We start from the raw sequence: 24,793 nt of genomic DNA, 5'->3' as shown, positions 1-24,793 counted from the left end.
ATGACGACATCGAAGACCGGACCGGATCGGCCGCAGCCGCGTGCCGGCATTTTGGACATCGCCGCTTACGATCCAGGCCGAACGACAGCAACGGGAGGCAGCCGTCTCTACAAGCTGGCTGCGAACGAATCGCCGCTCGGCGCGAGCCCAGCCGCGATCGCCGCCTTCAAGGCGAGCGCAGACGGCCTCGAGATCTATCCCGATTCCTCCGCCCCGCCGCTCCGCGAGGCAATCGGCGCCGCACACGGCATCCTGCCGTCGCGCATCGTCTGCGGTGCCGGCTCGGACGAACTTCTGAACCTCATCGCCCACGCCTATCTTTCGCCCGGCGACGAGGCGATCCACAGCGAATACGGGTTCCTCGTCTACGCGATCGCCATCCGCGCGGCGGGCGGCATACCCGTCGTCGCGCCGGAAAAGAACTACACGGCATATGTCGACGCGATCCTCGATCGCGTCAGCGCCAAGACGCGCATCGTCTATCTCGCCAATCCGAACAATCCGACCGGCACCTATCTGCCCTTTAGTGAAATTCGCCGCCTGCATGCCGGGCTGCCGCCGCGCGTCCTGCTCGTGCTCGACGCGGCCTATGCCGAATATGTCCGCCGCAACGACTATGAAAGCGGCATCGAACTGGTCGGGCAGGCGCAGAATGTCGTGATGACGCGGACTTTCTCGAAGATTCATGGCCTCGCATCGCTCAGGATCGGCTGGCTTTATGGCCCGGCGCATCTCGTTGATGCGCTCAACCGCATCCGAGGCCCGTTCAACGTCTCGACTGCGGCGATCAATGCCGGCGTTGCCGCCCTCCAAGACCATGCGCATGTTGAAGCGTCCGTGGCTCATAATGAGGAATGGCTGCCACGCGTCACCAAGGCGCTGGAAGCCATCGGCCTTGAAGTGACGCCAAGCGTCGGCAATTTCGTGCTGGTTCATTTTCCGAAGGCAGGCGGGCATACCGCAGCCAAGGCCGAGGCCTTCCTGCTTGCGCTCGGTGTCGTGTTGCGCGGGATCGCCGGCTATGGACTGGGAGACAGTCTCCGCATGACCATCGGCTCGGCCGAAGCCAACGAGGCTGCGATTGCCGGTCTCAAGGCCTTCATGATAGGCGGTTCCTGATGGCCGAGGTGATTTTTCCACGCCTCGCACTGGTCGGTATCGGCCTGATCGGGGCGTCCATCGCGCTGGCGGCCCGGCGGGCTGGTGTCGTCGGCGAGATTGTCGTAACGACGCGCCGTCCGGAGACTCTGAGGCGGGCTGAGGAACTATGCCTTGGTGACCGCTATGTCTCGACCGCCGCCGAAGCGGTCGCCGATGCGGATTGCGTGATCGTTTCCGTGCCGGTCGGGGCGTGTGGCGCCGTCGCCGCCGAGATCGGACCCCGCCTCAAGTCCGGCGCCATCGTTTCCGATGTCGGCTCGGTCAAGGCGTCGGTGGTCCGCGCGATGCAGCCCCATTTGCCTGGTACGGTCTCCTTTGTGCCGGGACATCCGATCGCCGGTACGGAATATTCGGGCCCCGATGCTGGTTTCGCGGCGCTGTTCGACAATCGCTGGTGCGTGCTGACGCCAGCACCCGAGGTCGACCCCGAGGCGGTCACGCTGATGGTGGCGTTCTGGCGGGCGCTTGGCGCCAATGTCGAGACGATGTCGGCGGAGCATCATGATCTCGTTCTCGCCATCACCAGCCATCTGCCGCATCTCATCGCCTACAATATCGTCGGCACGGCGGCTGAACTTGAAGGCGGCATCCGGTCTGAGGTGCTGAAATTCTCGGCCTCTGGTTTCCGCGACTTTACCCGCATCGCTGCCTCGGATCCGGTGATGTGGCGCGACATTTTTCTCAACAACAAGGATGCCGTGCTCGAGATGCTCGGGCGCTTCAATGAGGATCTCGCGACATTGACGCGCGCGATCCGCAACGGCGACGGCGACACGCTTCTCGATCTCTTCACGCGGACCCGCGCCATCCGGCGCTCGATTGTCGCGCTCGGCCAAGATACGGCCGCGGCCGATTTCGGCCGCAACGATCACGCGGCGGCCGAAACAAAGCGGGCGCAGGAAGAGACGCCCGCCGATTGACAGGCCTCCCTTCCATAGGTCCGACGCCAGAGGTCAAAGAGCCAGCAGACCCGCCCGCGCGCCGACCGCCATCGCGGCGCCCTTGCTGACAACGGCGGGGACCGTCAGGTGTGTCCCGTCGCCGACTTCGTCTGCCCCGACGAAGGGCGACGTGCCGAAGGTGCCGCTGGCGCCCGAGGAATTGGACCAGTTGCAATCGACCGTATCGAGAAACACCCAGGGTCCAGGATCCCCTGCGAAGGCCGGCGAACCATGGTCGGCCGGCGAGCCGGCCGTCAACGCCGTCTTGATCAGGTCGCGCTTGGCCCGCGGCGAACTGAGGCCCGACGCCGGTTGGTACCAGGAGGCGCCGACCAGCAGGATCGTGTTAGGATTCTGCGACCGCACATAGGTGAAGAGTTCCGCGGCATAGCTCTGGATGCCGCGGCCGCTGCCGTCCGTGAAGCCGTCATTGATGCCGCCGAAGATGCCGGTGATCATCGGAGTACCGCCGAGCAGCAGGCTCTTGCGATCGAGGAATGGCGTTCCCTGGCCAGCCGTCAGATATCCGGACCCACCGACGGGGTTGGTGCCGAAGCGGTAAAGGCCGAGAGGCACGGCCATCTCCCAATAGGGGCCGCTCGCCCAGTCCACCGACGAAAGGAAGCCGTAGCTGTCGGTGATGCAGCGGATCGAGGGATAGTCCGAGAGCGGCAGCGCAGTGATGCTCTCGCCGCTCGGCACGCGGATGCCGCCGAAACCGAAATTGCTGGCGAAGATGACGATGTTGCGCGATGCGGCGCTGCCGAACACGATCCGCGTGTTGACGGAGCTGTAGCCGCTCGCGCTCGGCACTTCGATGAAGCCGCCGGCGAGCGGTTTGCCATCGACGAACACGGCCAGGCGGTCGCCTGAGCGGCCGCGGAAGGCGAAGCTGGTCCCGGTGTGACGGAACGCGACCACACCGCGTCCGTTCGGCGGTTGGTAATAATCGTTGGTGCTGCCGGTCGCCGGATACTGGAAGATGAACGACCAGTCGGAGCGCTGGTTGAGGGAGAAGTTGTAGGAGGCGACCGGATAGGTGGTCCATCCGGAAACGCCGCTGTCGTCATAGGGATTGTAGACCGTGATCGTCGGCGTTTCGGTCGAATAGGCCGGATAGGTGCTGTTGAATACGGCGAGCGCGGCCTTCACGGCCGGCACGACGGCCGTTGCGCCTGCGCGGCCGAGCCTGGACCAGCCGGTCGTCGTCGATAGCGACGACAGCGCCGACCAGGGCGGCGTCGCCAGATAAGCGTGGCGCCGGCTGTGGCCATAGGCCGGATTCACGCCGCTGCGATCACGGAAGAAGGTCAGCGCCTGAACGCTCGGCACGGCATCGGGGGTTGCACTCCCGATGCTGACGCCGTTCGCCCACAACTCCGCCCGGCCCGCCATCCAGGCCGCGGCGACGGTGACGACAGCCCGAGGCGCATAACTGCCGCCGGAGATGCTCCATTTTGTCACGCCGCCGGAGACCCCGACAAACTGGTAGGCGCCTGCAGCGATCCGGAGCTCAATATAGTTGCTGCTGTCCGTGTAGAGCGACCAGATCGTAAACGTGCTGGTGCCGTCGCTCTCGGTGTCGAACTGCTCGATCATGGCGCCGCCGCCTTGGACAAAGCCGCGGCAAGGCAGGCCGGCGGCAGGTCCGAGATCGGTGGTGAAGGTCGGGCCAAACAAATATTGGTCTGCCGATCGCGAGGCATTGCTACCGGATGTCGTCATCAGCGACGTTACGGCGGGCAGGAATTCGATCTGCCCGCCAAAGAGATAGATCCCTGAGGTCCCGTCGCCGGCGAAGGTGTCGGCGGCATCGCCGGTCGCGAGTCGCATGGAAATGCCGGTCGACGCCGTCGATACGGCGACCATGCTGAGGATGCAGCGATACCAGCCATTGCCGGCCGGCACGATGCGCGCTGTCGCGATCGCCGTGCCGATCGTGCCGACGGCGCCCGTGGCGAGATTGAAGAAGGTCAGCGAGTTAGCCTGCCCGCTGATGCTGACGCCAATCCAGGAGAGCTCCGCCGCTTTGGCGTAGATGGAAGCGGTGACGGGGTTGCCTGCCGTCAGCGCCGTGCCATTCGACCCGATGGTATGGGTCGCCGCCGAACTCGACGCGGCAACCAGTTTCTGGCCGCTTGTCGTGCCATCGGGACCGGTCGTGGCACCGATCGTGACGCTGGTGCGGGTCTTGGTCCAGGATGCCTGGTCAAACCGGTTGGACTGGATGGCGTTGTTGGTGCTGGCTCCCTCGAGGAAGGCGCCGAGCAAATTGCCGGCGATGTCGTAGTCGTAGGACAGGAGGCCGGCCTTATCCTGGCCGAGCAGCCCGGTCGACATGACATGCTGCCGGACCGTCGTTCGGCCGAACGATGCCGCGACCGACGATTGCATGAAGGCGTCGTTGGCGTTCGACAGCCGGTCCGCCGCCCAGAAGATTTCGCGCATGTGGTCGGCATAATGCGCGGCTACCAGGGTGCTCGCTTTGGCGAGCAGCGCGCGATCGCGCCCAATGATCGCATGCATCAGGCTGCTCCGACCAGGGTGAAGGACGCGCCGCCCGACTGCGCCACCGCGGCGCCGGACGTGCCGGAGCGGATCTTCAGATAGCGCGTGCCCAGGAAGTCGGAGAGAGGCACGACGATGCCGCGGCCCGCTCCGGCCTGGACGGTGTATTCAGAACCGCCCGCATCATAGAGGTCGTACCAGTTCGTCCCGTCAGGGCTCGTCTGGAAGGTGAGGACGGCTGCGGTCCAGCTCGCCGGCATCACGATGCGGCAGAGCCTGTAGAGACCGAGATCGACAGCGCCCGAGAGCGTACCGGCCGCGGCGATGCTGGCCGAGAAGACCGAGACCTGTCCGCCGGTCACCGGCAGCGGATTGCCACCGTTGATGTCGCTACCACCGATCTGAAGGCCGACCTTGCCGATGACGGACGTACCCGTCGCGAGAACAACGGAGCCGAGGCCGGTTGCGATCGCCTTCAGGCGGCTCAGCACCGTATTTGTGGTCGGCTCCGCCTGGACCTCGCCGATCTGCACGCCGAGAGCGCTCTGCCCCGTGGCCGTGGCCGCGCCGGCAGCGCCGGCAGCGATCGCTGCGGTGATCGTATCGACGAGCGCGGCGATGTCGATGGGGCCGGCGCCATCCTGATCCGAGACACCATAGAGCGGCAGGAACGGACCCGCGCCGGTGCCCGAGACGTCGAGCACGCGCTGCTGGAAAACGTTGCCGGCGCCGTCCTTGATCTGCTTGGTCGTGAGCGTGGCGGTCATGGTCAGATCCATCCCATCAGTTGAAGATTGGAGTTGTCGGAATTGGAGAAATCGAGCGAGCCTCCTTCGGAGGGGCTTGCATCGGTGTTGAGGCCGCCGAGGCCAGTCATGAACCCGTAAATCTCAGTGATCTCGACGCCGGCCGTGTGCCGCTCGATCTCGTATTCGGCGATCTGCCCGGCGGGAATCAGTCGAGATTCGGCGGTTGTGTAATCCCAGCGCAACTCGCGCGACGTCGGGTCGATCAGCAGCGAGCCACTCGTCGTATCCTTGGCGACGAGGAGTGACCCGGAGGCTCCGATCGTCAGGAAGAAGGCCGAGCCGGTGATCGGAATCTCTTCGGGGAGAGTCCAGACAAGGGCGGGGGCGTTGTTCCCTCGCCAGATCGACATATCGTTTCGAACAGGCATCGGATTCATTTGCTCCGGGAGTCGGTTGCTGAAGACGAGCATGGGCTGCCGCGCGAAGGCGGTCTCGAGGCTCGGTTGTCTGGCAGGTGGCGGCGGATGACGATGCGCTTGGGGGTGGTGGTGAGCAGGACCGCGCTGCGCTGTCATCTGCAATCAGATATACAATTTCAGATTGCAGAAGTCACGCTAAAAATACAACCCCAGGTTATTAGGTCGGCATGAGGTGACTTCAGGCGAGCGCTGCAAGTGGCGGGGCCACCTCTAGCGGCAAGCCGGGTAAGGGACCGCGTCGCCCCGCCCGTCGGCGGTTCATTGGGACGCCCCCCGCATGGGCCGATCCCAGTAGGCGAAGACGCGCTGCTGCTCACGGTGGCGAGGAGCGGTGAGCGGCTCTGTTCTTCCGGGGGTGTGGCCGCCGTCTCAGAGCGGGAAAGGCGAGAATCGCAGCGTGCCGCTCGCGATTGCGCCGGGAGCGAGGACGATCACGCCGAGATCAGCGCCATCGCCGACCATCCGGCTGAAGGCGCAGGAGACATGCGTCTGCGGCTCCAGACAGAAGACGTCTCGCTTCGGATCGGCATAGAGCATCAGATGCCCGAACACCGGATCGGCGTCGATGCGAACGCCGTGCCCGCGCGAGGGGAAGCGCAGCTCGGCGCGACCATCCCAGCCCCCATAGTCATTGTTGCGCCAGCCGTGCGGCAAGCCGCGGCCGCTCGAGAAGTCGAGTTGCGGCGGAATGGCGATTTGGTCGCTGATGATGCCGCCCGGCCCTTCGAGCCAAAACTCACGGGCGGCGAAGGTTATCGCGGTATCAGGATCACGCGGAAACCACGGGTGATGGCCGAAGCCGAATGGCATGCGCTGCTGACCACGATTCTCGATCCCGATCGTCAGATTGAGGCTGCCATCTTCGATGACCGCATGCTGCGTCGCGCGATAGCAAAACGGATCCGTGTCATCGGCAGGATGATCGAGTGAAAGCAAGGCCTCGCTGGCCGCCGCACGATCGACCGTCCATACGGACTTCCAGCCGCTGCCATGCACGTTGAGCGGTGCGGCTGGGATATTCGGGGCGACGCGGTATGTCCGCCCATCGAAGACGAACCTGTTGTCGGCGATGCGGTTGGCGAAGGGCAGCATCGGAAAACTGGCTGTGCCCTCGACATCGCCGCGCGCTGCGTCGGCTGGCGACAGCGGCCGCATCACGTCACGTCCGCGAAACCGGAAATAAGCCAGGCTGCCGCCGATATCGGGAACCAACCCTAGCTGGAGATCGCCGTCCGAAAGTTCGATCATAGGAACCTCGCTGGCCCTCCGCGCTGCTCGGCTGGCTCGTCAGGAGGCAATGGCACAGCGCTTGATCGGCGACCTGGTCGCCGCGTTGGGCTGCGGATTCAGCGGCTTGCCGGCACTCTCGCCGCCAGGCGCGATCGCCGCAGACGGGTTGGCAGAAGCGGCCGGTGCCGAGGGGGCCGGCGCTGCCGGCTCCTCAGCTGTCGAGGTATCCGGCAGGGGCAAGGGCAGCGCTGAAACCGGCGGTTGGACAACGGGTTCAGGGCCAATGCGTGGCAGAACGCCGAGCGGAATGAAGCCGAGCATAGCGCGCCCGGAGGCCACCGTGACCGTGGCCTCGCGCCAGGTCTTGCCGTCGACGGTCACCGGGCGCAGCAAGGCCGAGACAAGGCCGATCATTTGCCGTGCCTTGGCGCCGCTGCCGGGCTTCAGCGTCTCGAGAAGGTCGGGCAGACGGTCGAGCTGGTCGAGCCGCACGGTGAGTCGGCCGTTCAGCAGCCCGTCGGTGGCCGGCGTGAGCTCGCCGGTTATGGAGGAAGCGACGCCGCCGATCGTCGTGTCGAGCTGATCGATACGGATCGGCTCACCCGACGCGATCCAGGCTGCGGCGCGATCGCCGTGCGCCATGACCACGCTGGTCGGAACAGCAACGGCCATGTCGGTGTCGACGGGCGGCAGGACGGGTCGTCCGGGGATGAAGGCCGTGAATTGGTCGAGTGACAGAAAGACGTCGAGCATATCGGCACCGGCTTGATCCGGCAGGACATGGAACTCGCCGTGCTGGGCGCGGAGCGGGATCGGCGCGGCGAGCCGCGAAGGATCGGCGAGCGTCGCGTCGAAGCCGTCGGTGACCAGCGAATAGCGGCTCAATCCCGAAAAGCCCATGCGAATGCTAGACTGCAGCGATGTCCAGTTGGCGTCGACGCTGGCGCCACCCGGCGCTTTGAGAGCGAGCGGGCCCTTGGCGGCGAAGATCGCGCGGTTCGGATTATAGGCCATGCCGATGGCCTCGATGCCGGCGATATCAAGCGAGACAGCCTCGGCCGGACAGGCGGCGGCTATCGGCATGCAGGTCACGTCGAAGCGGAAGGGGAAGCCACCGATCGAACGATTGCCACACGTGAGCACCGCGCCCTCGGCGCCAGCCCGCGCCTCAAGAGCATCGAGCTTGCCACTGACATAATGGCGCAGGCCAAACCAGCCGGCCGTCCACAGCAGCGCAATCGCGATGATGAAGACAAGCAGGATTTGGAAGCGACGGCGGCCTCTGCCGGGTCTCGTGGGGGCTGGCCGCGTGTCGGTGGCGCTGCTCACGGCAGGTCTCTCCGTTGAAGTTCGCTTCGCCCGCTGCTAGGCCGGAACGGCTCCAGACAGGAACGATGGTGATGGCCGATCTCTGGGTGTTTGGCTACGGCTCGCTGATGTGGCGGCCTGGCTTTGCTTTTGCCGAAAGCGTTCCCGCGCGCCTCCACGGCGAGCATCGGGCGCTCTGTGTGTTTTCCTTCGTCCATCGCGGCACCGAGTCGAAGCCTGGACTGGTATTGGGGCTCGATAAAGGCGGCTCGTGCCGCGGCGTCGCCTTCCGCATCCCTGAAGTCGATCGCGACGAGGTGCTCGCCTATCTCCGGGCTCGTGAGCTGGTCACCAATGTCTATCATGAGGTCACTCGGCCGGTGCGCCTCGCGGGCGGTGTGACGGTCACGGCGCTGACCTACGTCGTCGATCGTAGTCACAGGCAATATGCCGGCAAGCTTCGCCGCGAGGAGGTGCTTGAGCTGGTGCGTGACAGCGCGGGCGTCTCGGGGCAGAACCGCGACTATGTGCTGGCGACGGCAGAGCATCTCGCATCGGTCGGCATCGACGACCGGCTGATGGTCTGGCTCGCCGGCGCGCTCGGTGGCGAGAGCGGCCGCAGCGTCTGACTGCATCGCGGCCGTCAGGCTTTGGCGGCTGCGGGTCGGGCCGCCGCCGCAGGAATCGGTGGCGGATGAGCGCCCGCGGCGGCCTCGGCCACCAGTCGATCCGTCGCCGGCTCGATGGTCGCGATCAGCCGGGCGAGAAATGTCTTCGAATCAAGCCCGGGTGGGATCGGTTCCAGCACTTCGATGATGATGGTGCCGGGGTAGCGCATGAAGCTGCGGCGCGGCCAATAGAGGCCGGCATTCAGCGCGATCGGGATCACCGGCACTTTCAGCTCGCGGTAAAGATGAATGATGCCGAACTTGTAGTCGGGCGGCGCGCCGACCGGGCGGCGCGTTCCCTCGGGAAAGAGAATGATCTGCTTGCCCTCGGCGGCCGCCGCCTTGCTGTCGGCGGCGAGCTTCCGCAACGCTTTCGAGCCGCCCGCGCGGTCGACCGCGATCATGCCGGCCTTCCAAGTGTACCAGCCGAACAGCGGGATCAGCATGAGTTGCCGCTTCATCACGAAAGTCGGGTCTTTCAGCAGCGGAAACAGCGCCATCGTCTCGAAGGCGGACTGGTGCTTTGGCGCGATAAGCGCGGCGTTCTTCGGCAGCCGTTCGAGGCCGCGGATCTCGATGCTGATGCCAGCGACGACGCGCAACGCCCACATCGTCGTCGCAGTCCAGGCCTTGACGATGAGGATCGCGGCGCTGTGCGGCAGGAAGAAATAGAAAGGCAGCGTCACCACGATGATGACGGCCATGATCGCGTAGAAGGCGATATGGAACAGGAACGAACGGATGATCAGCATTCGGACGGTCCCGTTGCGGCGCCGGTGGTGCGTATCAGCGCGATCCGTCTGCCGTCTTGCCTGTGGCGGCGGTCTCCACCGGAGCGGTGGCCGTCGTCCCCCACGGCGACTCGACGGCGAGCCGCGCCCGGGCCAGCGTATACTTCAGGTACTCGGCCATGAGAAGCTTCACCGAGGCGACATGCCGCCACCAACGGCCCATATCGAGATGCGGATTGGAGACCGGATAAGGGATCAGCGCGACATCCGGCATTGCGCCGGAGAGTTCGATCATGCTGCGTGGCATATGATAGTCGCTCGTCACGACGATCAGAGAACGGAAGCCGTTCTTCCGCGCCCAAGCCTTGGCCTCGTCGGCATTGCCGATCGTATCGCGGGCACTGTGGCCAAGATCGACGCTCTGGTCGAATGCGACGCGTGATTCGTTGTCGACGGCGCGTGCGATCTCGCGCCGGCCTACGGATGGGTTGACGCCGGAGATCAGCAGCCGCTCGCCGCGCCCGTCGGCGAGGAGCGCCAGCGCGCCGTCGATGCGCGCGGCGCCTCCGGTCAACGCTACAATTCCCTCTGCTTTGATGCCCGAAGGGGCGGCGAGGCGGGCGACGCCATCGGAAAAGCGAATGAAATCAAAGGCCACGAGGCCGAGGAGGAACAGCACTGCAAAAATGAAGAAATGGGGCGACAGCAGCCGATGGCGACGCTGAGGCGCGGGCGCACGATATGTCGCCCGTCCCGAAGGGGATGAGCGGCCGTTAACGGCGATATCGGATCGGGCCGCGTCGGTCATGCGTTCAATGATGCTATCAGAATCAAGCCGGATCTTGGCAACAAGCATTCATTCAACGTTTTCGAACGGCATCCGGTTCTCATTCGATCGACGCTAGATGACGGAAGACTGTGAGCCGCGAGGTGATTGCGGTCATCAGGGCGATCAGGATGGCGATGCCGAGCGCGCCGACATAGCCGGTCGGGCCGATCGCGAAGCGCCCGAACAGTGCGGACACCTGGTCGCCCTCCGGTGTCGCGATCGAGCGGCCGAACAGGAAGGACAGCACCAGGAACATCAATGTCGCCCCGGCGGCGCCCCAGAGGCCGCCCTTGAGACCGAGAATGAGGAAATGGCGCTGGAACTCACGCGCGATGAAGCCCGCCTCGGCTCCGACATAATGCAGCACCGAGACGATGTCGCGGTTTGACGACATCGCGCCGCGCGTCGCGAAAACGACGGAAAGCACCGTCGCAACGAAAACCAGGGCGAGGATCGAGAAGCCGATGATGACCGTCGCGTTGGCCATCGCCTTCAGTCTGTCGGTCCAGCTTCGGTGGTCGTCGAGGCTCGCGCCCTTCACCTCCTGCGTGAGGCGAGTCGAGAGCTGAGTGAGATCGACGGCGTCGGGATTGGCGAGTTCGACGACAATGAGACGCGGGATCGGCAAGTCGCTCATGTCGAGGCCGCTGCCGAGCCAAGGCTCGAGCAATTGCGCATTTTCCCATGAGGATAGCGGCCGCGCGCTGGCGACGCCCGGCGTCGAGGCGGCGAGATTGGTCGCTTTCTGAGCCTCGGCGTCGGTGTCGACTCCATCGATGGGGCGGACTTGAATCGTGATCTCGCGCACGATGTCGGACTGCCAGTCGAGCGAGGCGTCGCGGACCAGCGTCACGGCGCCGAGCGTCAGGCAGGCGAGAAAGCTCATGATCGCCACGACGATGGTCAGCGAGCGGCCGGCGATCGATCCCGCCGGGACGATCGGGCCGGGTGGCGTCGGGCGCGGGCCCTGCCGGCGGGCCGGCCCGGCCGCGAGCGCCTTCAGGGGGGATGTCTCACTCATAAACGGAGAGGCGCCCTTCGTGGAGGACGAGGCGGCGGGCGTCGAACTGGTTCATCAGGCCGATATCATGGGTGGCGATCACCACCGAAGTCCCGAGCCGGTTCAGTTCGACAAAGAGGCGGAGGAGCCGCTTGGCCAGCGGCGGATCGACATTGCCGGTAGGCTCGTCGGCGAGCAGAATCTCGGGCTGGCCGATCAAGGCCCTGGCGATCGCCGCGCGCTGCTTCTCGCCGCCGGAGAGGATTGGCGGCAGCGCCTGCACGCGGTCGCCGAGGCCGACCCATTTCAGGAGCTCGATCACGTCGGCACGGTAGGTCGCCTCCTCGCGGCCGAGGACGCGCAGCGGCAGCGCAACATTCTCGAAGGTGGTCAGATGGTCGAGCAGTCGGAAATCCTGGAACACGACGCCGATGCGCCGGCGCAGTGCCGGCAGGTCAGACTTCGGCAGCGTCGCGACGTCACGATCGAAGATCGAGATCAGGCCGCGCGTCGGCCGGAGCGAGAGGAAAAGCAGGCGCAGCAGCGTCGACTTGCCGGCGCCGGATGGCCCGGTCAGGAACTGGAACGAGCGCGGTGCGATCTGGAAGGAGAGATCGCGCAGGACCTCGGCCCCCATTCCGTAACGCAGGCCGACATTTTCGAAGCGGATCACCGCAGTTTCCCCGTTTCCGCCTGAAGGCCAATGGATGGCCGCCGGACCTTTCCGCCGCCGCCTGTCTCTGCTGTGACCTTGCCGACATCAGCGTTAACGATTTGCGAACGCCCGGTGGTTCATGACGATGAAATGGCATCCGATCAAGGCAAAGGCGGGGCGGCGTAGGCGACGATGTCTTCCTATGCAGCCCCGGCGAATCGGGTTCAAACTGATCGCGGCGCCCAGTTGCGCCAGTCAATGAACAGGCTCCAAGGGCGTGTCGAACCGGATCGAGGCTGAGGCGGCGATAGAGCGGCGGGCGTGGGACGGCCGCACGCTGGTCGCGCTCGCCTTGCTGGTCGCGGTTGTGGGCGGCGCTGTGCTTTTTCGCCTGCCGATTGTCGCAGCGGCGCCCGGCCTTGCCAGCCTCTATCGGCATCTCGGCCTCGATGTGAACCGGACGGGCCTCGCCTTCGATGACGTCCATACGCTGCGCGACGTCGCCGCGGGCGCCACCGGGCTTGTCGTCGAGGGTACGATCCGCAACGTGACCGATGGGACGGTCGAGGTCCCCCCGCTGCGGCTAGTCCTCATCGACGGAGCCGGCGAGCGGGTCGGCGGCTGGCAGGCCGAGCCGGACAAGCGGCGGCTCGAGGCCGGTGCTACACAGAAATTCCGTACGCGGCTCGCCACGCCGCCCGATCCAGCCAGAAAGGTCTCGGTGAGCTTCGCGCTGCCCGGGACGAAGGGATAACGTCATGCCTGTCGTGCGCGATCGCTCGATCCGAATTCTTTACGACGTCGAGACGATCGACCGCCGGAACCGTGAACTCGCGGCGGAGATCGCGGCGAGCGACTACGACAATCTCCTCGTGATCTCGATCCTCAAGGGCAGCTTCGTCTTTGCGGCCGACCTTATTCGCGCGCTGCATGCCTCGGGTCTCGCGCCGGAAGTCGAGTTCATCTCGCTTTCGAGCTATGGCGCCGGAACCGAATCGAGCGGCAAGGTGCGCGTGGTCAAGGATATCGAGAGCGATGTCGCCGGCCGCGACGTGTTGCTCATCGACGACATTCTCGAATCCGGCCGCACGCTCACCTTCGCCCGTTCGCTGATGCAGGAGCGCGGCGCGGCGCGGGTTGGTGTCGCCGTGCTGCTCGAAAAGCCCGGCAAGCGGGCCGTTGCCTTCGAGGCTGATCATGTCGGCTTCGTCTGTCCCGACCTCTTCGTCGTCGGCTATGGCATGGATGCCGCGCATGCCTTCCGTGAGTTGCCTTTTGTCGGTGTTGTCGAGGATTAAGAGGAGCGAGGAAGCGGCATGGCACGCATCCTAGTCACGGAAGACGACGATTCGGTCCGCGCCTTTGTCGCTCGGGCACTCTCGCTCGATGGTCATCAGATCGCGACGGCGGAGGACGGCGCTGATGCGCTTGATCGGTTGCAGGCTGAAGCCGGCGCCTTCGATCTTCTGCTCAGCGACATCCGCATGCCGATGATGGACGGCATCGCGCTGGCGATGGAGGTCGCGCCGCAGTTTCCCGAGCTGACGATCCTGCTGATGACCGGCTATGCCGATCAGCGTGAACGCGCGGACGGGCTCGACCGCATCGTGCATGACGTCGTCCCGAAGCCGTTCTCGCTGGCTGAGATCCGCACCGCCGTCGGCGGTGCGCTCGCGGCAGGCCGCAATCGCGCGCCGGAGGCCGCCTAGCGGCCGCCGCTCAGTAGCGCTCAAGCAGCCGCTCCAGATAATCGCGTTCGATCAGCGGCCGCGCCGCTTCGCCGAGGCGCCTGCGGATCGTATCGAGGATTTCTCGGGCACGCTGGGTGTCGATCGCGTCCGGCACCTTCACCGATGAACCCAGATCGGTGTCGCGGCCTTGCCGCTCTCGCTCGCGGCCAAGCGGATCCTGACCGGGCTGGTTGCCATTGGCGCCCTGGCGGGTGCCGGTGCCATTTTGCCGCGCCATCTGCTCGGCAAGGCCGCGCGCGCCGTCGCGCAGCGCCTGAAGCGCCTGGCCCTGGCGACCGACCGCAGCGCCGGGCTGACCCTCGCCAAGCTGCTGAGCTGCGCCGTCCATGGCCCGGCCAGCCTGACCCAGCTTGCCGTCACCCTGCATACCTTGGCCCTGCATGTCTTTCTGCAGTTGTTCCAGCGCCTTGGCGAGGTCCTGCTGACCCTGACGCAGGGCGTCGAGCGCCTGTTGGCGTTCCTCCGGCGTCATCGGCTGCTGCTCCGCGCCGCTGCCGTCGGTGTCGGGATCGAGCTTGAAGGTCTTGTCCATCAGCTCCTGCTGGCGACGAATCATGTCGCCGAGCTTGTCGAGCGCCTGGCTCATCGGGCCGCTTTGATCCTCGCCCGCCTGCTGCGAGCGGCCGGCCTCGAGATTCTCCATCATCTGCTGCAGTTCGGAGAGCATCTGCTGTGCTGCCTCGCGCGAACCGGACTTTGCGAGGTCCTCGATCTGATCCATCAGTTTCTTGAGATCCTGCGGCGTCAGCGTCCGCGCATTCTGGTTCGGCTGCTGGCTGCGATTCTGGGGATTCTGCTGAGCATTGCGGGAGAGCGCTTCAAGATAGCGGCTCATCGCCTCGCGCAGTTCCTGCATCGCCTTGTCGATCTCGGGATCGCTGGCATTGTTCTCGATGGCATTCTTAAGCCGCTCCTGCGCGGCGCGCAGATCCTGCGCGGCCAGCGAGAGATCGCCATCCTCGATGCCAAGCGCGATCTGCCACAGGAAATCGACCACCGAGAGGAGATCCTCGTCGTCCCGCGCGCCCGTCAGGCGGTGATAGGCGGCGCGCAGCGACAGGTAGACGCCGTCATCCTTGAATTTCGTCGGATCGAGCGTGATCGCGTCGAGGGCGCTGGCAACATAGCCGGCCTTGCCCGCATCAAGCGCCAGCGTGCGGCGCTGCTCGACGACTGCCCGCGCCAGCGGATTGGAGAAATTGCGGGCCGGAAGAACGAAGGTTACAGGCGCGCTGCGGCCGGTCTGGCCGACCTCGTCGGTGGCGACGAGCGACATGCGCACCTTGGCACCGGCCCAGGGATGCGAGGAGAGGTCGCGGATCGTTTCGCCGGCGCCCTCGCGCATCCTGAGGCGCGGCAGGCTGAGCGGCAATTCGGGCGCGGCGACCAGGGGCCGGGCTGCATCGCCCGCGGGGGGCGGCTCGGCGCTCGTGATTTCGGCCTTGGCAGAGGCGACGCCATAGTCGTCCGAAACCTCATAGGCCAGCGAAAGTGCGCCGCTGGCGGTAGCGCCGGGTTCGCGCTTCAGTTCGATGGTCGGCGGCTTATCCGGCGTCACGGCGAAGCGCCAACGCGCGAGCGCCGTGCCGTTTCGTGCAATCTCAACCGTGCCGGGTTCGGAGAGCGCAAAGCGCCGCTCACCTTGAGCGGCGGCTCCGGCCGGTTCTGGCGCTGTGGCGACAGAATTTTCGGCTCGTGTGAGTTCAAGCGGAACCGGCTTACCATCCGTCGTTGAGGCGTTGACCGCCATCGTGCCGTCTTCCGGCATGCGGATCGTCACGATCGAGCCTTCGGGCACGGTGATCGGACCGTCGATCGCCGCAAGGCGGGCGGCCTCCCCTGTCAGAAAGATCGGCGGACGGGCGGTATAAGCCGGCGGGGTCACCCAGGCGTCGATGCGCGGCGCGGCCTCGGCCGGCGTCACGCCCGGGCGAAGCGCATCGGCGATACGAGCTTCGCGATCGCCCCCGGCAGCCATGAAAGCAACGACGAGCAGTAGAGGCACGAGATAGCGCAGTGCATAGGGATCGCGCGCGTTCATGCCGGGCGACGGCCAGCCGGCCCTGAGATGGCCAAGCCCCGCAAGCAGTCGTGCTCGATGAGCGCGCCAGAGTGCCAGCGTCAGCGGATCTTCGGTCGGGGCGGCGAGTTCGTCGGCAAACGCTGCGGCCGGGCGATGCGGCGTGCCGCTTTCACGGACAACACGATTCATGGCCGCATCGCGGTTCGGCCAACGTATCCGTAGCAGCGGGACGAGCAGAAAGAGCGCCACCGTTCCGAAAAGGCCGAGAAGCCCGAACCGCGCGACGTCGGGAAGCAGGGGCCAGAGACCAAGCCAGGAGATGATGAGGAACGCACCGGCGAGCGCAAGCAGCGGCACGAGCTTCGGCCACGCCATCTCGAAGGCCAGCGCATAGCGGGCGCGCCGGGCCACCTTCGCGATACGCTGCCGCGCTACCACCTCGGCGGCGGCTGGCAAACTGCCCTCGCGCGTGGCCGCGTCGACATCGATGATGGGCCTGTCGCCGGCAGGCTCGGTCATGTCCACTCCACTCGTCCAAAGCCCGCCCTGCTGAACTCTAGCAGTCGAGATGGGGCGATGCGAGGGCGAAGGGAAGGGCGGCTCTCCCTCAAATCTCCATGGCAACTTCCCAGACATGCCCGGACGGATCGGCGAAAGCCGCTGTCCGGCGGCCCCAGGGCCGGTCGATTGGGCCGTTCAGCAGGGCGATGCCGGCCTCTTCAAGCTTCGCGCAGGTCGCATCGACATCGGTCACGCGGATCGTGAGAAGTACACGGCTGGCGCTGCCCGCGGGCGCCACCGGGGCGGGCGTGACCAAAGGCGGAGCCTGGGACGCCGCGAGCAGATTGACCATCGCGCCCTCGAAAGCCAGCACTGCGGAGACAGCATCCTCATAGACGATCTTTGGCGCGAAGACGGTCTGGTAAAAGGCCTTTGACACGGCGATGTCGTCGACGAACAACGTCACCACCTCGATCGCATTCGGGATCATCATCGCTTCTCCTGTCGATCGGCGCCCCGCCGAAAGATTATGCCGGTTGAAGAGCCTTCTGCCCGGCAGGCGGGAAGGCAAGAGCGACGGCAACGGCGCCGAGGCCTACGATCGCGGATCCGATGAACAGCCACGCGTAGCCGTTGAACGTGTCGTAGATCCAGCCGCCGAGTACAGGCCCGAGGGCCATGCCGATCGACGAGAGTAACCCGGCGGCACCGAGCACCGCGCCGAGGCTTTTCTGGCCGAAATAGTCGCGCGCCAGCACGGCATAGAGCGGCATCACCCCGCCATAGGCGGCACCAAACACTATGGCGAGGGCATAGAACTGGCCGAGCTCGCTGATGGCGCTGTAGGCGGCGATCGCCAGTGCCTGGATGGCCAGGCCGGCGATCAGCACGGGCTTGACGCCGATCCGGTCGGCCAAGACGCCGAGCAGCAGGCGGCCGCCAAGGCCGGCCAAACCTTCGACGCTGTAGATGCTCACGGCTGCCATCGGCGTCACCCCGCAGACGATGGCATAGCTGACCATGTGAAAGATCGGGCCGGAATGTGCCGCGCAGCAGGCAAAGAAAGTGAGGCCGAGAACGAGGAACTGCGGCGTGCCGAAGGCCGACCGAGCCGACATGCCGCCCTCGGCCGCCTCCCCGGACCCGTCTGGCGGCAACGGACCGGCATCCCGCCCGCGGACCAGCAGGGCCGCGGGCAGCAACAGGACCCAACTGGCGATGCCGATGACCAGCATGGCGAAGCGCCAGTCATAGTCCGAGATGAGCCAGCGGGCGAAGGGCGAGATCGTCATCGGCGCCATGCCCATGCCTGCCGAAACCAGGGAAACGGCGAGGCTGCGATTGGTGTCGAACCATCCGGTGACGGCAGAGATCATCGGCGCGAAGAAGGCGCTTGCCGATATGCCAACCAGAATGCCGAAGGTCAGCTGGAAGGCGAGGAGGGAATGCATGCGGCTCGCCAGAACGAGAGCGAGCCCGAGCAGGAGAGCGCCCGCGAGCACGACGACGCGTGGCCCGAACCGGTCGCTCGCTGCGCCCCAGCCGAAGCCCGCTATGCCCATCACCAGGAAGTTGAGCGTCATGGCGCTCGATATGCCGGCCCTTGACCAGCCGGTATCGACCGCCATCGGCTCGAGGAAGACCGCCAGCGAGAACATGGCGCCGATGGCGACGCATCCCATCAGGGCGCCGAGGCCGACGATGACCCAACGATAGGAAACTGTCATGGCGCTCGCTCCCGAGATCCGCTTCGCCGAGGCGGCGGCATGGCCGCCATGTTCTAGACGAACGGCTTCGAGCGCAGTCGACAGGCGTGCGCGAATATTCTCCGGAATCAGCGTCGGCGCGTCAGGCGAGCCACTCCGGCACGACGTCCATGCCGATCAGCGCCTCATAGGTCTGGCGCGGACGGATGACGGCGAACTTGTCGCCGTCGACCAGCACTTCGGCCGCGAGCGGGCGGGTGTTGTAAGTCGAGCCCTGCACCGCGCCATAGGCGCCGGCGGTCATCACGGCGACCCGGTCGCCGGGAGCGAGGGCGGCCATCGTGCGATCTAGCGCCAGATAGTCACCGGTCTCGCAGACGCCGCCAACGACATCGGCGATGATTTCCGCCGTGCCCGGCTTCGGCAAGCGAACGGGCTGGATGTCGTGATGAGCCTCATAGAGCGTTGGTCGGATCAGGTCGTTCATACCGGCGTCAACGATGACGAATGTCTTGGACGAGCCTTCTTTGATGTAGACGACGCTGGCGACAAGGATGCCGGCATTGCCGACAATCATGCGGCCGGGCTCGAACAGGATCTTCGCGCCGAGATTGCCGAGCCGCTTCTTGACAATTGCCGCAAACGCCGCCGGATCGGGCGGCGGGGGATCGCCGAGCTTATAGGGAATGCCGAGGCCGCCGCCGCCGTCGACATGGTCGATGGCGTGGCCGTCCTCGCGAAGCTGGATCACCAGTTCGGCGAGCAGCCCGTAAGCCTCGTCGAACGGCGCCATGTCCGTAATCTGGCTGCCGATATGCATGTCGACGCCGGAAATCTTGAGTCCGGGCAAGCGCGCCGCCTCGGCATAGACGGCGCGGGCGCGCTGCCAGGGAATGCCGAACTTGTTCTCGGCCTTGCCCGTCGTGATCTTGGCGTGTGTCTTGGCGTCGACATCGGGGTTGATGCGGATCGAGATGCGGGCCGTTGCGCCCTTGGCGGTGGCGATCTCCGAAATGCGGGCGAGTTCCGGCTCGCTCTCGACGTTGAAGCCCTGGATGCCGGCGTCGAGCGCTAGCGCGATCTCACGCTCGGTCTTGGCGACGCCCGAAAAGACGATCTTTGCTGGGTCGCAGCCGGCTGCCAGCGCGCGGCGCAGTTCGCCCTCCGAGACGACGTCGAGCCCGGCGCCCTCGCGAATGAGGGTCTTCAGCACCGCCTGGTTCGAATTCGCCTTCATGGCGTAGCAGATCAGCGTATCGAGCCCGGCCAGCGCATCGCGGAACACGCGAAAGTGACGGACGAGCGTCGCGGTTGAGTAGCAATAGAACGGCGTGCCGACGGCCGCCGCAATACTCTCGACCGGAACATCCTCCGCAAAGAGGACGCCGTCGCGATATTCAAAATGGTTCATGAGGGTCTACCCCGAAGGGCCTTCGTGCCGCGTCGACGCAGCGTCAGAGCAGGTGATCGATCCAGAGCTTGCGGTCCGGCACGAGCGGGGAGGACGTGTCGACCTTCTGCCCGGCTTTCGAAGCTTCCTCGGCCTGTTTGGCCTGCTCGCCGCCCGGCGGCGGCTCAAGCGCGCCCTTGACGCCGCAGCCGGCGAGCGCCAGCGCGGAGGCGATGAGGATCAGGCGGGTCAGCGCGGCCAAGGGGCAGCTCCAGGTCGGTGTCAAACTAACGCGGTCGGCAGCGGGGCCGACGGATACGCGCGGCGATCTTAGACGATCGCGGCCGGCCGTCACCCCTAACTTTTCGTGCGCAGCTCACGCTCGAGCGTCCGCTGCCAGCGCTTGGCCTGCGCACGGACATTCTTCGGCGAAGTGCCGCCGTAGCTGGTGCGGCTGCGGACTGACTTGTCGACCGAGAGCACGGAATAGACGCGGTCGTCGATGGCGGCATGAACCGCCTGCATCGCCGAAAGCGGGAGCCGCGCCAGCTCGACGCCCTGGTCTGCGGCAAGGCCTACGATACGGCCGGTGACGTGATGCGCCTCGCGGAAGGGGAGGCCGAGGGCGCGCACCAGCCAGTCGGCGAGATCGGTCGCAGTCGAGAAGCCAGACCCTGCCGCCTTCTTCAGCGTCGCGGCCTCCGGCTCCATGTCGCGCACCATGCCGTCGGTGGCCGCAATGGCCAGTTCTAGGCTCTCGAAGGCGTCGAAGGCCTGTTCCTTGTCCTCCTGCATATCCTTCTGATAGGCGAGCGGCAGCCCTTTCATGACGATCATCAGCGCCGTCTGGGCACCGATGATGCGTCCCGTCTTGGCGCGCACCAGCTCGGCGGCGTCGGGATTGCGCTTCTGCGGCATGATTGAGGAGCCGGTGGTGAAGCGGTCCGACAGGCGGATGAAGCGGAACTGCGCCGACGACCAGATGACGATCTCTTCGGCGAAGCGCGAGAGATGCAGCGCGCAGAGGCTGGCTGCCGCGAGCGCCTCGATGGCGAAGTCCCGGTCTGAGACGCTGTCGAGCGAATTGGCGGTCGGGCGGTCGAAGCCGAGCGCCGCCGCCGTATCGAAGCGGTCGATCGGGAACGACGTGCCGGCGAGCGCTGCTGCGCCGAGCGGGCTCTCGTTGAGCCGCGCGCGTGCATCGCGGAAGCGGCCGCGATCGCGCGCGAGCATCTCGACATAGGCGAGCAGATGGTGGCCGAAGGTGACCGGCTGCGCGCTTTGCAGATGGGTGAAGCCGGGCATTGCGAGGCCTGCATGCGTGAAGGCCTTGTCGGCCAGGGCCGATTGCAGGCCGGCGAGCGCCGCGTCGACGCCGTCGAGCCAGTCGCGGACATAGAGTTTGAAGTCCGTTGCCACCTGGTCGTTGCGCGAGCGGGCGGTGTGCAGCCTGCCGGCGGGCTCGCCGATCAGTTCCTTCAGCCGCGACTCGATATTGAGGTGAATGTCCTCAAGCGCGCGCGAAAAGGTGAAGCTGCCGTCCTCGATCTCTCGCAGGATCGTGTCTAGACCAGCGACGATCTTTTCGGCATCGTCCGCGCCGATAATTCCCTGGCGTGCGAGCATCATCGCATGGGCCTTCGAGCCGGCGATGTCCTGGCGGTAGAGCTTCTTGTCGAAATCGATCGACGCGTTGATCTCTTCCATGATCGCGGCGGGCCCCTGCGAGAAGCGGCCGCCCCACATCGAATTGCTCATGAACGCTCTCTCAGGAAAGATCCGGAATGGCTGATAGAGGCGGCAGGATGCGCCTTCCCCTGGTGATCGGGCTCGCGGCGGTGGCTGGCATCGCTGCGGGATTGGCGGTCGTATACGTGAGGGGAGGCGCTGATGGCAATGTCGGCCCGGTGGCAAGCGGCGACTGTTCGGCGGCCGTGGAGGCCGCGAGCCTGCTGAAACCGCTGGTCAAAGGCGAGGTTGCCGGCTTCCAGATCGCCGATCGGCCGGTCTCGCTCAGCCATCTCGCCTTCCAGAAGGGCGACGGGACCGCGGCGAGCCTAGCCGATTTCGGCGGCAAGACGGTGCTTCTCAATCTCTGGGCGACGTGGTGCGTCCCCTGTCGCAGGGAGATGCCGGCCCTCGACCGCCTCGCGGAAAGCGAAGCCGGGGCCGACTTTGCCGTCGTTCCCGTCTCGATCGACACGCAGGACCCTGGCAAGCCGAAGGCCTTTCTTGAGCAGATCGGCGTCAAGGCCTTGCCGCTCTTTGCCGACCCGACGACGAAGATCTTCTCCAGCCTTAAGAGCGAGGCGATGGCCGTCGGCCTGCCAACCACCGTGTTGATCGACGGCAAAGGCTGCGCCCTCGGCGTGATGTCCGGCCCGGCGGAGTGGGATTCGGATGATGCCAAGACGCTGATCACCGCGGCACGGAAAGGCGCGTAACTCTAACTCCAGCCCCGAAGCAGCGCCGAACGCGCGATGTCGGTCCTACCGCGTCGGCACCGGATGCTCGCCGCGATAATCGTAGAATCCACGATTGGTCTTGCGGCCGAGCCATCCAGCCTCGACATATTTTACCAGCAGCGGACAGGGTCGGTATTTTGAATCCGCAAGGCCCTCATAGAGCACCTGCATGATCGAAAGGCAGGTATCGAGCCCGATGAAATCGGCAAGCTGCAGCGGGCCCATCGGATGGTTGGCACCGAGTCGCATCGCCGCGTCGATCGCCTCGACCGACCCGACGCCCTCGTAGAGGACGTAGATCGCCTCGTTGATCATCGGCAGCAGGATGCGGTTGACGATGAAGCCCGGGAAGTCCTCCGAGACGGTTACCGTCTTGCCAAGCTTGGCGACGAAGGTCTTAGCGGCCGTAAAAGTCTCGTCTTCAGTCGCGATGCCGCGGATGAGCTCGACGAGCTGCATCACGGGAACCGGATTCATGAAATGAATGCCGATGAACCGCTCGGGCCGGTCGGTAGCCGAGGCAAGGCGGGTGATCGAGATCGAGGACGTGTTGGTCGCCAGCATCGCGTCGGGCCTGAGCGCCGGGCAGATGCTGGTAAAGATCTTGCGCTTGATCGCTTCGTCTTCGGTCGCGGCCTCGATGACGAGATCGCAGCCGGCGAGAGCGTCGACCGTCACCGCCGGCCTGACGCGTGCGAGCGCGCTCTTGCGATCTTCCTCACTGATCCGGCCCGAATGAACCTGACGCGATAGGTTGCCGTCGATCGTGGCGAGGCCCTTGCGAACCCGCTCTTCCGCGATGTCATGCACATAGACCTCGAAGCCGGCGAGGGCGCTGACATGGGCGATACCATTGCCCATCTGGCCGGCGCCGATGACGCCGATTGTCGAAATCGCGTTGTTCATGGTCCTGGCGGACGCCTCTTCTTCGGCGGATACGGGCTCGCAGAAAGCTTAGAGCAAAGCATCCGCCCCGTCTAAGCCAAACCGCAGCATCGCCTCAGGCGTCGAGCGCCGCGACGAGGGCCGGAACCGCCGTGAAGAGATCCTCGACCAGACCGTAATCGGCGATCTGGAAGATCGGCGCCTCGCCATCCTTGTTGATGGCGACAATCACTTTCGAATCCTTCATGCCAGCGAGATGCTGGATTGCGCCCGAAATGCCGACCGCGATGTAAAGGTCGGGCGCGACGACCTTGCCGGTCTGTCCGACCTGCAGGTCATTGCCTGCATAGCCCGCATCAACGGCCGCCCGTGAGGCGCCGATGGCAGCTTTCAGCCGATCGGCCAGCGGCGCGATGACGGCCTCGAACGTCTCCGCCGATCCAAGCGCTCGTCCGCCGGAGACGACGATGCGCGCGCCGGCGAGCTCGGGACGCTCGGATGTCGTCAGCGCCTCGCTGACGAAATGAGAACGCGGCGGTGTCGGAGCGGCGCCAACGGTCTCGATCGGCGCTGTGGCGCTGCCCGCTTCAGTCGGCGGGAATGCGGCGGTGCGGACGGTCAGGACGCGGATCTTATCGTGCGACTGGACAGTCTCGATCGCGTTGCCGGCATAGATCGGACGCTCGAACGTGTCGGGCGACAAGACGGCCGTGACTTCGGAAACCTGCATGACGTCGAGCAGTGCGGCAACACGCGGCAGCAGATTCTTGCCGTTCGCCGTTGCCGGTGCAACAATCGCGGCATAGTCGCCAGCGATTGAGAGGACCAGTTCCGCCAGGGGTTCGGCCAGTGCATGTGCGAGGGCGGGATCATCGGCAAGGCGGACGCGGGAAACGCTGTCGAGCCTTGCCGCCTCCTCGGCGATCGTACGGACGCCAGAGCCGGCGACGAGAATGTCGACCGGTGCGCCGAGGGCGCGGGCGGCCGTCAAGGCCTTGGCTGTCGCCTGGTTGAGGCTCTGTCCGTCATGTTCGGCGATCAGCAGCGTCGACATCTCAGAGAACTCCCGTTTCCTTGAGCCGAGCGACCAGCTCGGCGGCCGACGCGACCGTGACGCCGCCGGCGCGGCGCGGCGGCTCGACCGTCCTCAGAACCGCGAGGCGCGGCGCGATATCGACGCCAAGCGCGTCCGGCGTCGTCTCGTCGAGCGGCTTCTTCTTGGCCTTCATGATGTTGGGCAGCGAGGCATAGCGCGGCTCGTTGAGGCGGAGATCCGTCGTGACCACGGCCGGCAGTGCGAGGCTCAACGTTTCGGTGCCGCCATCGACTTCCCGGCTCACTTCGATCGTCTCGGTGCCGAGCTCGATCTTGGAGGCGAAGGTCGCCTGCGGCCAACCGAGCAGGGCTGCGAGCATCTGGCCGGTCTGGTTGCTGTCGTCGTCGATCGCCTGCTTGCCGAGAATGACAAGGCCGGGCGCTTCGGTCGCGATCAGCGCCTTGATCAGCTTCGCGACCGCAAGCGGCTCGATGCGCTCGGCGTCGGTCTTGATCAGGATGCCGCGATCGGCGCCCATTGCGAGACCAGTACGCAGTGTCTCGGCCGATTTCTCGTTGCCCACGGAGACGACGACGACTTCGCTTGCCTGTCCAGCTTCCTTCAAGCGAAGCGCCGCCTCGACCGCGATCTCGCAGAACGGGTTCATCGCCATCTTGACGTTGGCGAGGTCGATGCCGCTGCCGTCCGCCTTGACGCGGACCTTCACGTTGCGGTCGACGACCCGCTTGACGGGCACCAGAATCTTCATTGTCGGAT

At 65.7% G+C, this 24,793-nt stretch carries 25 protein-coding genes; 7 read left to right on the top strand and 18 right to left on the bottom strand.

Annotated features, from left to right (window positions below; genetic code table 11):
- Positions 1 to 1,119 (top strand): pyridoxal phosphate-dependent aminotransferase, encoded by a 1,119-nt coding sequence (locus BUB39_RS09960; RefSeq protein WP_073053002.1) that lies wholly within the window; start codon positions 1 to 3, stop codon positions 1,117 to 1,119.
- Positions 1,119 to 2,081 (top strand): prephenate/arogenate dehydrogenase family protein, encoded by a 963-nt coding sequence (locus BUB39_RS09955; protein WP_073053001.1) that lies wholly within the window; start codon positions 1,119 to 1,121, stop codon positions 2,079 to 2,081. Before BUB39_RS09960 ends, BUB39_RS09955 begins: the two co-directional genes overlap by 1 nt.
- 33 nt (positions 2,082 to 2,114) lie before the next feature.
- On the opposite strand, the gene BUB39_RS09950 is transcribed toward BUB39_RS09955, so the two are convergent.
- From BUB39_RS09950 to BUB39_RS09930, 5 genes are all read right to left on the bottom strand, one after another.
- Positions 2,115 to 4,628 (bottom strand): phage head spike fiber domain-containing protein, encoded by a 2,514-nt coding sequence (locus BUB39_RS09950; RefSeq protein WP_073053000.1) that lies wholly within the window; start codon positions 4,626 to 4,628, stop codon positions 2,115 to 2,117.
- Positions 4,628 to 5,377 (bottom strand): hypothetical protein, encoded by a 750-nt coding sequence (locus tag BUB39_RS09945; protein WP_073052999.1) that lies wholly within the window; start codon positions 5,375 to 5,377, stop codon positions 4,628 to 4,630. The genes BUB39_RS09950 and BUB39_RS09945 overlap by 1 nt, the downstream gene beginning before the upstream one ends.
- A 2-nt stretch (positions 5,378 to 5,379) precedes the next feature.
- On the bottom strand, positions 5,380 to 5,934 hold the full coding sequence (locus tag BUB39_RS09940) for a hypothetical protein (RefSeq protein ID WP_139251434.1): 555 nt from the start codon (positions 5,932 to 5,934) through the stop codon (positions 5,380 to 5,382).
- A 273-nt stretch (positions 5,935 to 6,207) separates the two neighbouring features.
- Positions 6,208 to 7,086 (bottom strand): aldose 1-epimerase, encoded by an 879-nt coding sequence (locus tag BUB39_RS09935; protein WP_073052997.1) that lies wholly within the window; start codon positions 7,084 to 7,086, stop codon positions 6,208 to 6,210.
- Between the two features lie 39 nt (positions 7,087 to 7,125).
- Positions 7,126 to 8,397, bottom strand: a complete 1,272-nt coding sequence (locus BUB39_RS09930; protein ID WP_073052996.1) for a DUF2125 domain-containing protein — start codon at positions 8,395 to 8,397, stop codon at positions 7,126 to 7,128.
- A gap of 71 nt (positions 8,398 to 8,468) precedes the next feature.
- On the opposite strand from BUB39_RS09930, the gene BUB39_RS09925 reads away from it, so the two are divergent.
- Positions 8,469 to 9,005, top strand: a complete 537-nt coding sequence (locus tag BUB39_RS09925) for a gamma-glutamylcyclotransferase (RefSeq protein ID WP_073052995.1) — start codon at positions 8,469 to 8,471, stop codon at positions 9,003 to 9,005.
- A 14-nt stretch (positions 9,006 to 9,019) separates the two neighbouring features.
- On the opposite strand, the gene BUB39_RS09920 is transcribed toward BUB39_RS09925, so the two are convergent.
- From BUB39_RS09920 to ftsE, 4 genes are all read right to left on the bottom strand, one after another.
- On the bottom strand, positions 9,020 to 9,796 hold the full coding sequence (locus BUB39_RS09920) for a lysophospholipid acyltransferase family protein (RefSeq protein WP_073052994.1): 777 nt from the start codon (positions 9,794 to 9,796) through the stop codon (positions 9,020 to 9,022).
- A gap of 34 nt (positions 9,797 to 9,830) precedes the next feature.
- Complete coding sequence (locus BUB39_RS09915; protein ID WP_175561814.1) at positions 9,831 to 10,583, bottom strand: YdcF family protein; 753 nt, start codon at positions 10,581 to 10,583, stop codon at positions 9,831 to 9,833.
- Between the two features lie 79 nt (positions 10,584 to 10,662).
- A complete protein-coding gene (locus tag BUB39_RS09910) occupies positions 10,663 to 11,625 on the bottom strand; it encodes a cell division protein FtsX (RefSeq protein WP_073052993.1) in 963 nt (320 codons plus the stop codon).
- Positions 11,618 to 12,277, bottom strand: a complete 660-nt coding sequence (gene ftsE / locus BUB39_RS09905) for a cell division ATP-binding protein FtsE (RefSeq protein WP_073052992.1) — start codon at positions 12,275 to 12,277, stop codon at positions 11,618 to 11,620. The genes BUB39_RS09910 and ftsE overlap by 8 nt, the downstream gene beginning before the upstream one ends.
- A gap of 259 nt (positions 12,278 to 12,536) precedes the next feature.
- On the opposite strand from ftsE, the gene BUB39_RS09900 reads away from it, so the two are divergent.
- Genes BUB39_RS09900 through BUB39_RS09890 form a run of 3 tightly spaced genes read left to right on the top strand, consistent with a single transcriptional unit; the run spans position 12,537 to position 13,968 of the window.
- Positions 12,537 to 13,013 (top strand): FxLYD domain-containing protein, encoded by a 477-nt coding sequence (locus BUB39_RS09900; RefSeq protein WP_073052991.1) that lies wholly within the window; start codon positions 12,537 to 12,539, stop codon positions 13,011 to 13,013.
- 4 nt (positions 13,014 to 13,017) lie between these two features.
- Complete coding sequence (hpt, locus tag BUB39_RS09895) at positions 13,018 to 13,557, top strand: hypoxanthine phosphoribosyltransferase (RefSeq protein ID WP_073052990.1); 540 nt, start codon at positions 13,018 to 13,020, stop codon at positions 13,555 to 13,557.
- An 18-nt stretch (positions 13,558 to 13,575) separates the two neighbouring features.
- Positions 13,576 to 13,968, top strand: coding sequence for a response regulator (locus tag BUB39_RS09890; RefSeq protein ID WP_073052989.1), 393 nt, complete (start codon positions 13,576 to 13,578; stop codon positions 13,966 to 13,968).
- Positions 13,969 to 13,978: 10 nt separating this feature from the next.
- Here BUB39_RS09890 and BUB39_RS09885 read toward each other — a convergent pair whose 3' ends face one another.
- From BUB39_RS09885 to argH, 6 genes are all read right to left on the bottom strand, one after another.
- Positions 13,979 to 16,552: a TIGR02302 family protein gene (locus BUB39_RS09885; protein WP_175561813.1), complete on the bottom strand. Its 2,574-nt coding sequence runs from the start codon at positions 16,550 to 16,552 to the stop codon at positions 13,979 to 13,981.
- 88 nt (positions 16,553 to 16,640) lie between these two features.
- Positions 16,641 to 17,024: a VOC family protein gene (locus tag BUB39_RS09880; RefSeq protein ID WP_073054111.1), complete on the bottom strand. Its 384-nt coding sequence runs from the start codon at positions 17,022 to 17,024 to the stop codon at positions 16,641 to 16,643.
- A gap of 37 nt (positions 17,025 to 17,061) precedes the next feature.
- Positions 17,062 to 18,261, bottom strand: a complete 1,200-nt coding sequence (locus tag BUB39_RS09875; RefSeq protein ID WP_073052988.1) for an MFS transporter — start codon at positions 18,259 to 18,261, stop codon at positions 17,062 to 17,064.
- A gap of 121 nt (positions 18,262 to 18,382) precedes the next feature.
- Positions 18,383 to 19,651 (bottom strand): diaminopimelate decarboxylase, encoded by a 1,269-nt coding sequence (gene lysA / locus BUB39_RS09870; RefSeq protein ID WP_073052987.1) that lies wholly within the window; start codon positions 19,649 to 19,651, stop codon positions 18,383 to 18,385.
- 43 nt (positions 19,652 to 19,694) lie between these two features.
- A complete protein-coding gene (gene lptM, locus BUB39_RS09865) occupies positions 19,695 to 19,892 on the bottom strand; it encodes an LPS translocon maturation chaperone LptM (RefSeq protein WP_244540217.1) in 198 nt (65 codons plus the stop codon).
- A 95-nt stretch (positions 19,893 to 19,987) separates the two neighbouring features.
- Positions 19,988 to 21,388: an argininosuccinate lyase gene (gene argH, locus BUB39_RS09860; RefSeq protein ID WP_073052986.1), complete on the bottom strand. Its 1,401-nt coding sequence runs from the start codon at positions 21,386 to 21,388 to the stop codon at positions 19,988 to 19,990.
- A 47-nt stretch (positions 21,389 to 21,435) separates the two neighbouring features.
- On the opposite strand from argH, the gene tlpA reads away from it, so the two are divergent.
- Positions 21,436 to 22,074 (top strand): thiol:disulfide interchange protein TlpA, encoded by a 639-nt coding sequence (gene tlpA / locus BUB39_RS09855; RefSeq protein ID WP_244540216.1) that lies wholly within the window; start codon positions 21,436 to 21,438, stop codon positions 22,072 to 22,074.
- Between the two features lie 45 nt (positions 22,075 to 22,119).
- On the opposite strand, the gene BUB39_RS09850 is transcribed toward tlpA, so the two are convergent.
- The 3 genes from BUB39_RS09850 to BUB39_RS09840 form a co-directional block, all read right to left on the bottom strand.
- Entirely contained in the window at positions 22,120 to 23,001 is an 882-nt protein-coding gene (locus BUB39_RS09850; protein WP_073052984.1) for a 3-hydroxybutyryl-CoA dehydrogenase, read from the bottom strand.
- Positions 23,002 to 23,095: 94 nt separating this feature from the next.
- Positions 23,096 to 24,034 carry an electron transfer flavoprotein subunit alpha/FixB family protein gene (locus BUB39_RS09845; protein ID WP_073052983.1) on the bottom strand — a complete coding sequence of 313 codons (939 nt, stop codon included), beginning with the start codon at positions 24,032 to 24,034 and terminating at the stop codon, positions 23,096 to 23,098.
- A gap of 1 nt (position 24,035) precedes the next feature.
- Positions 24,036 to 24,785, bottom strand: coding sequence for an electron transfer flavoprotein subunit beta/FixA family protein (locus BUB39_RS09840; protein ID WP_073052982.1), 750 nt, complete (start codon positions 24,783 to 24,785; stop codon positions 24,036 to 24,038).
- Positions 24,786 to 24,793: the final 8 nt, after the last annotated feature.

This window comes from Kaistia soli DSM 19436, assembly GCF_900129325.1.
GTDB lineage: Bacteria > Pseudomonadota > Alphaproteobacteria > Rhizobiales > Kaistiaceae > Kaistia > Kaistia soli.
Note: the sequence above shows the minus strand (reverse complement) of the source record. Positions and strands in the feature narration are given on the sequence as shown.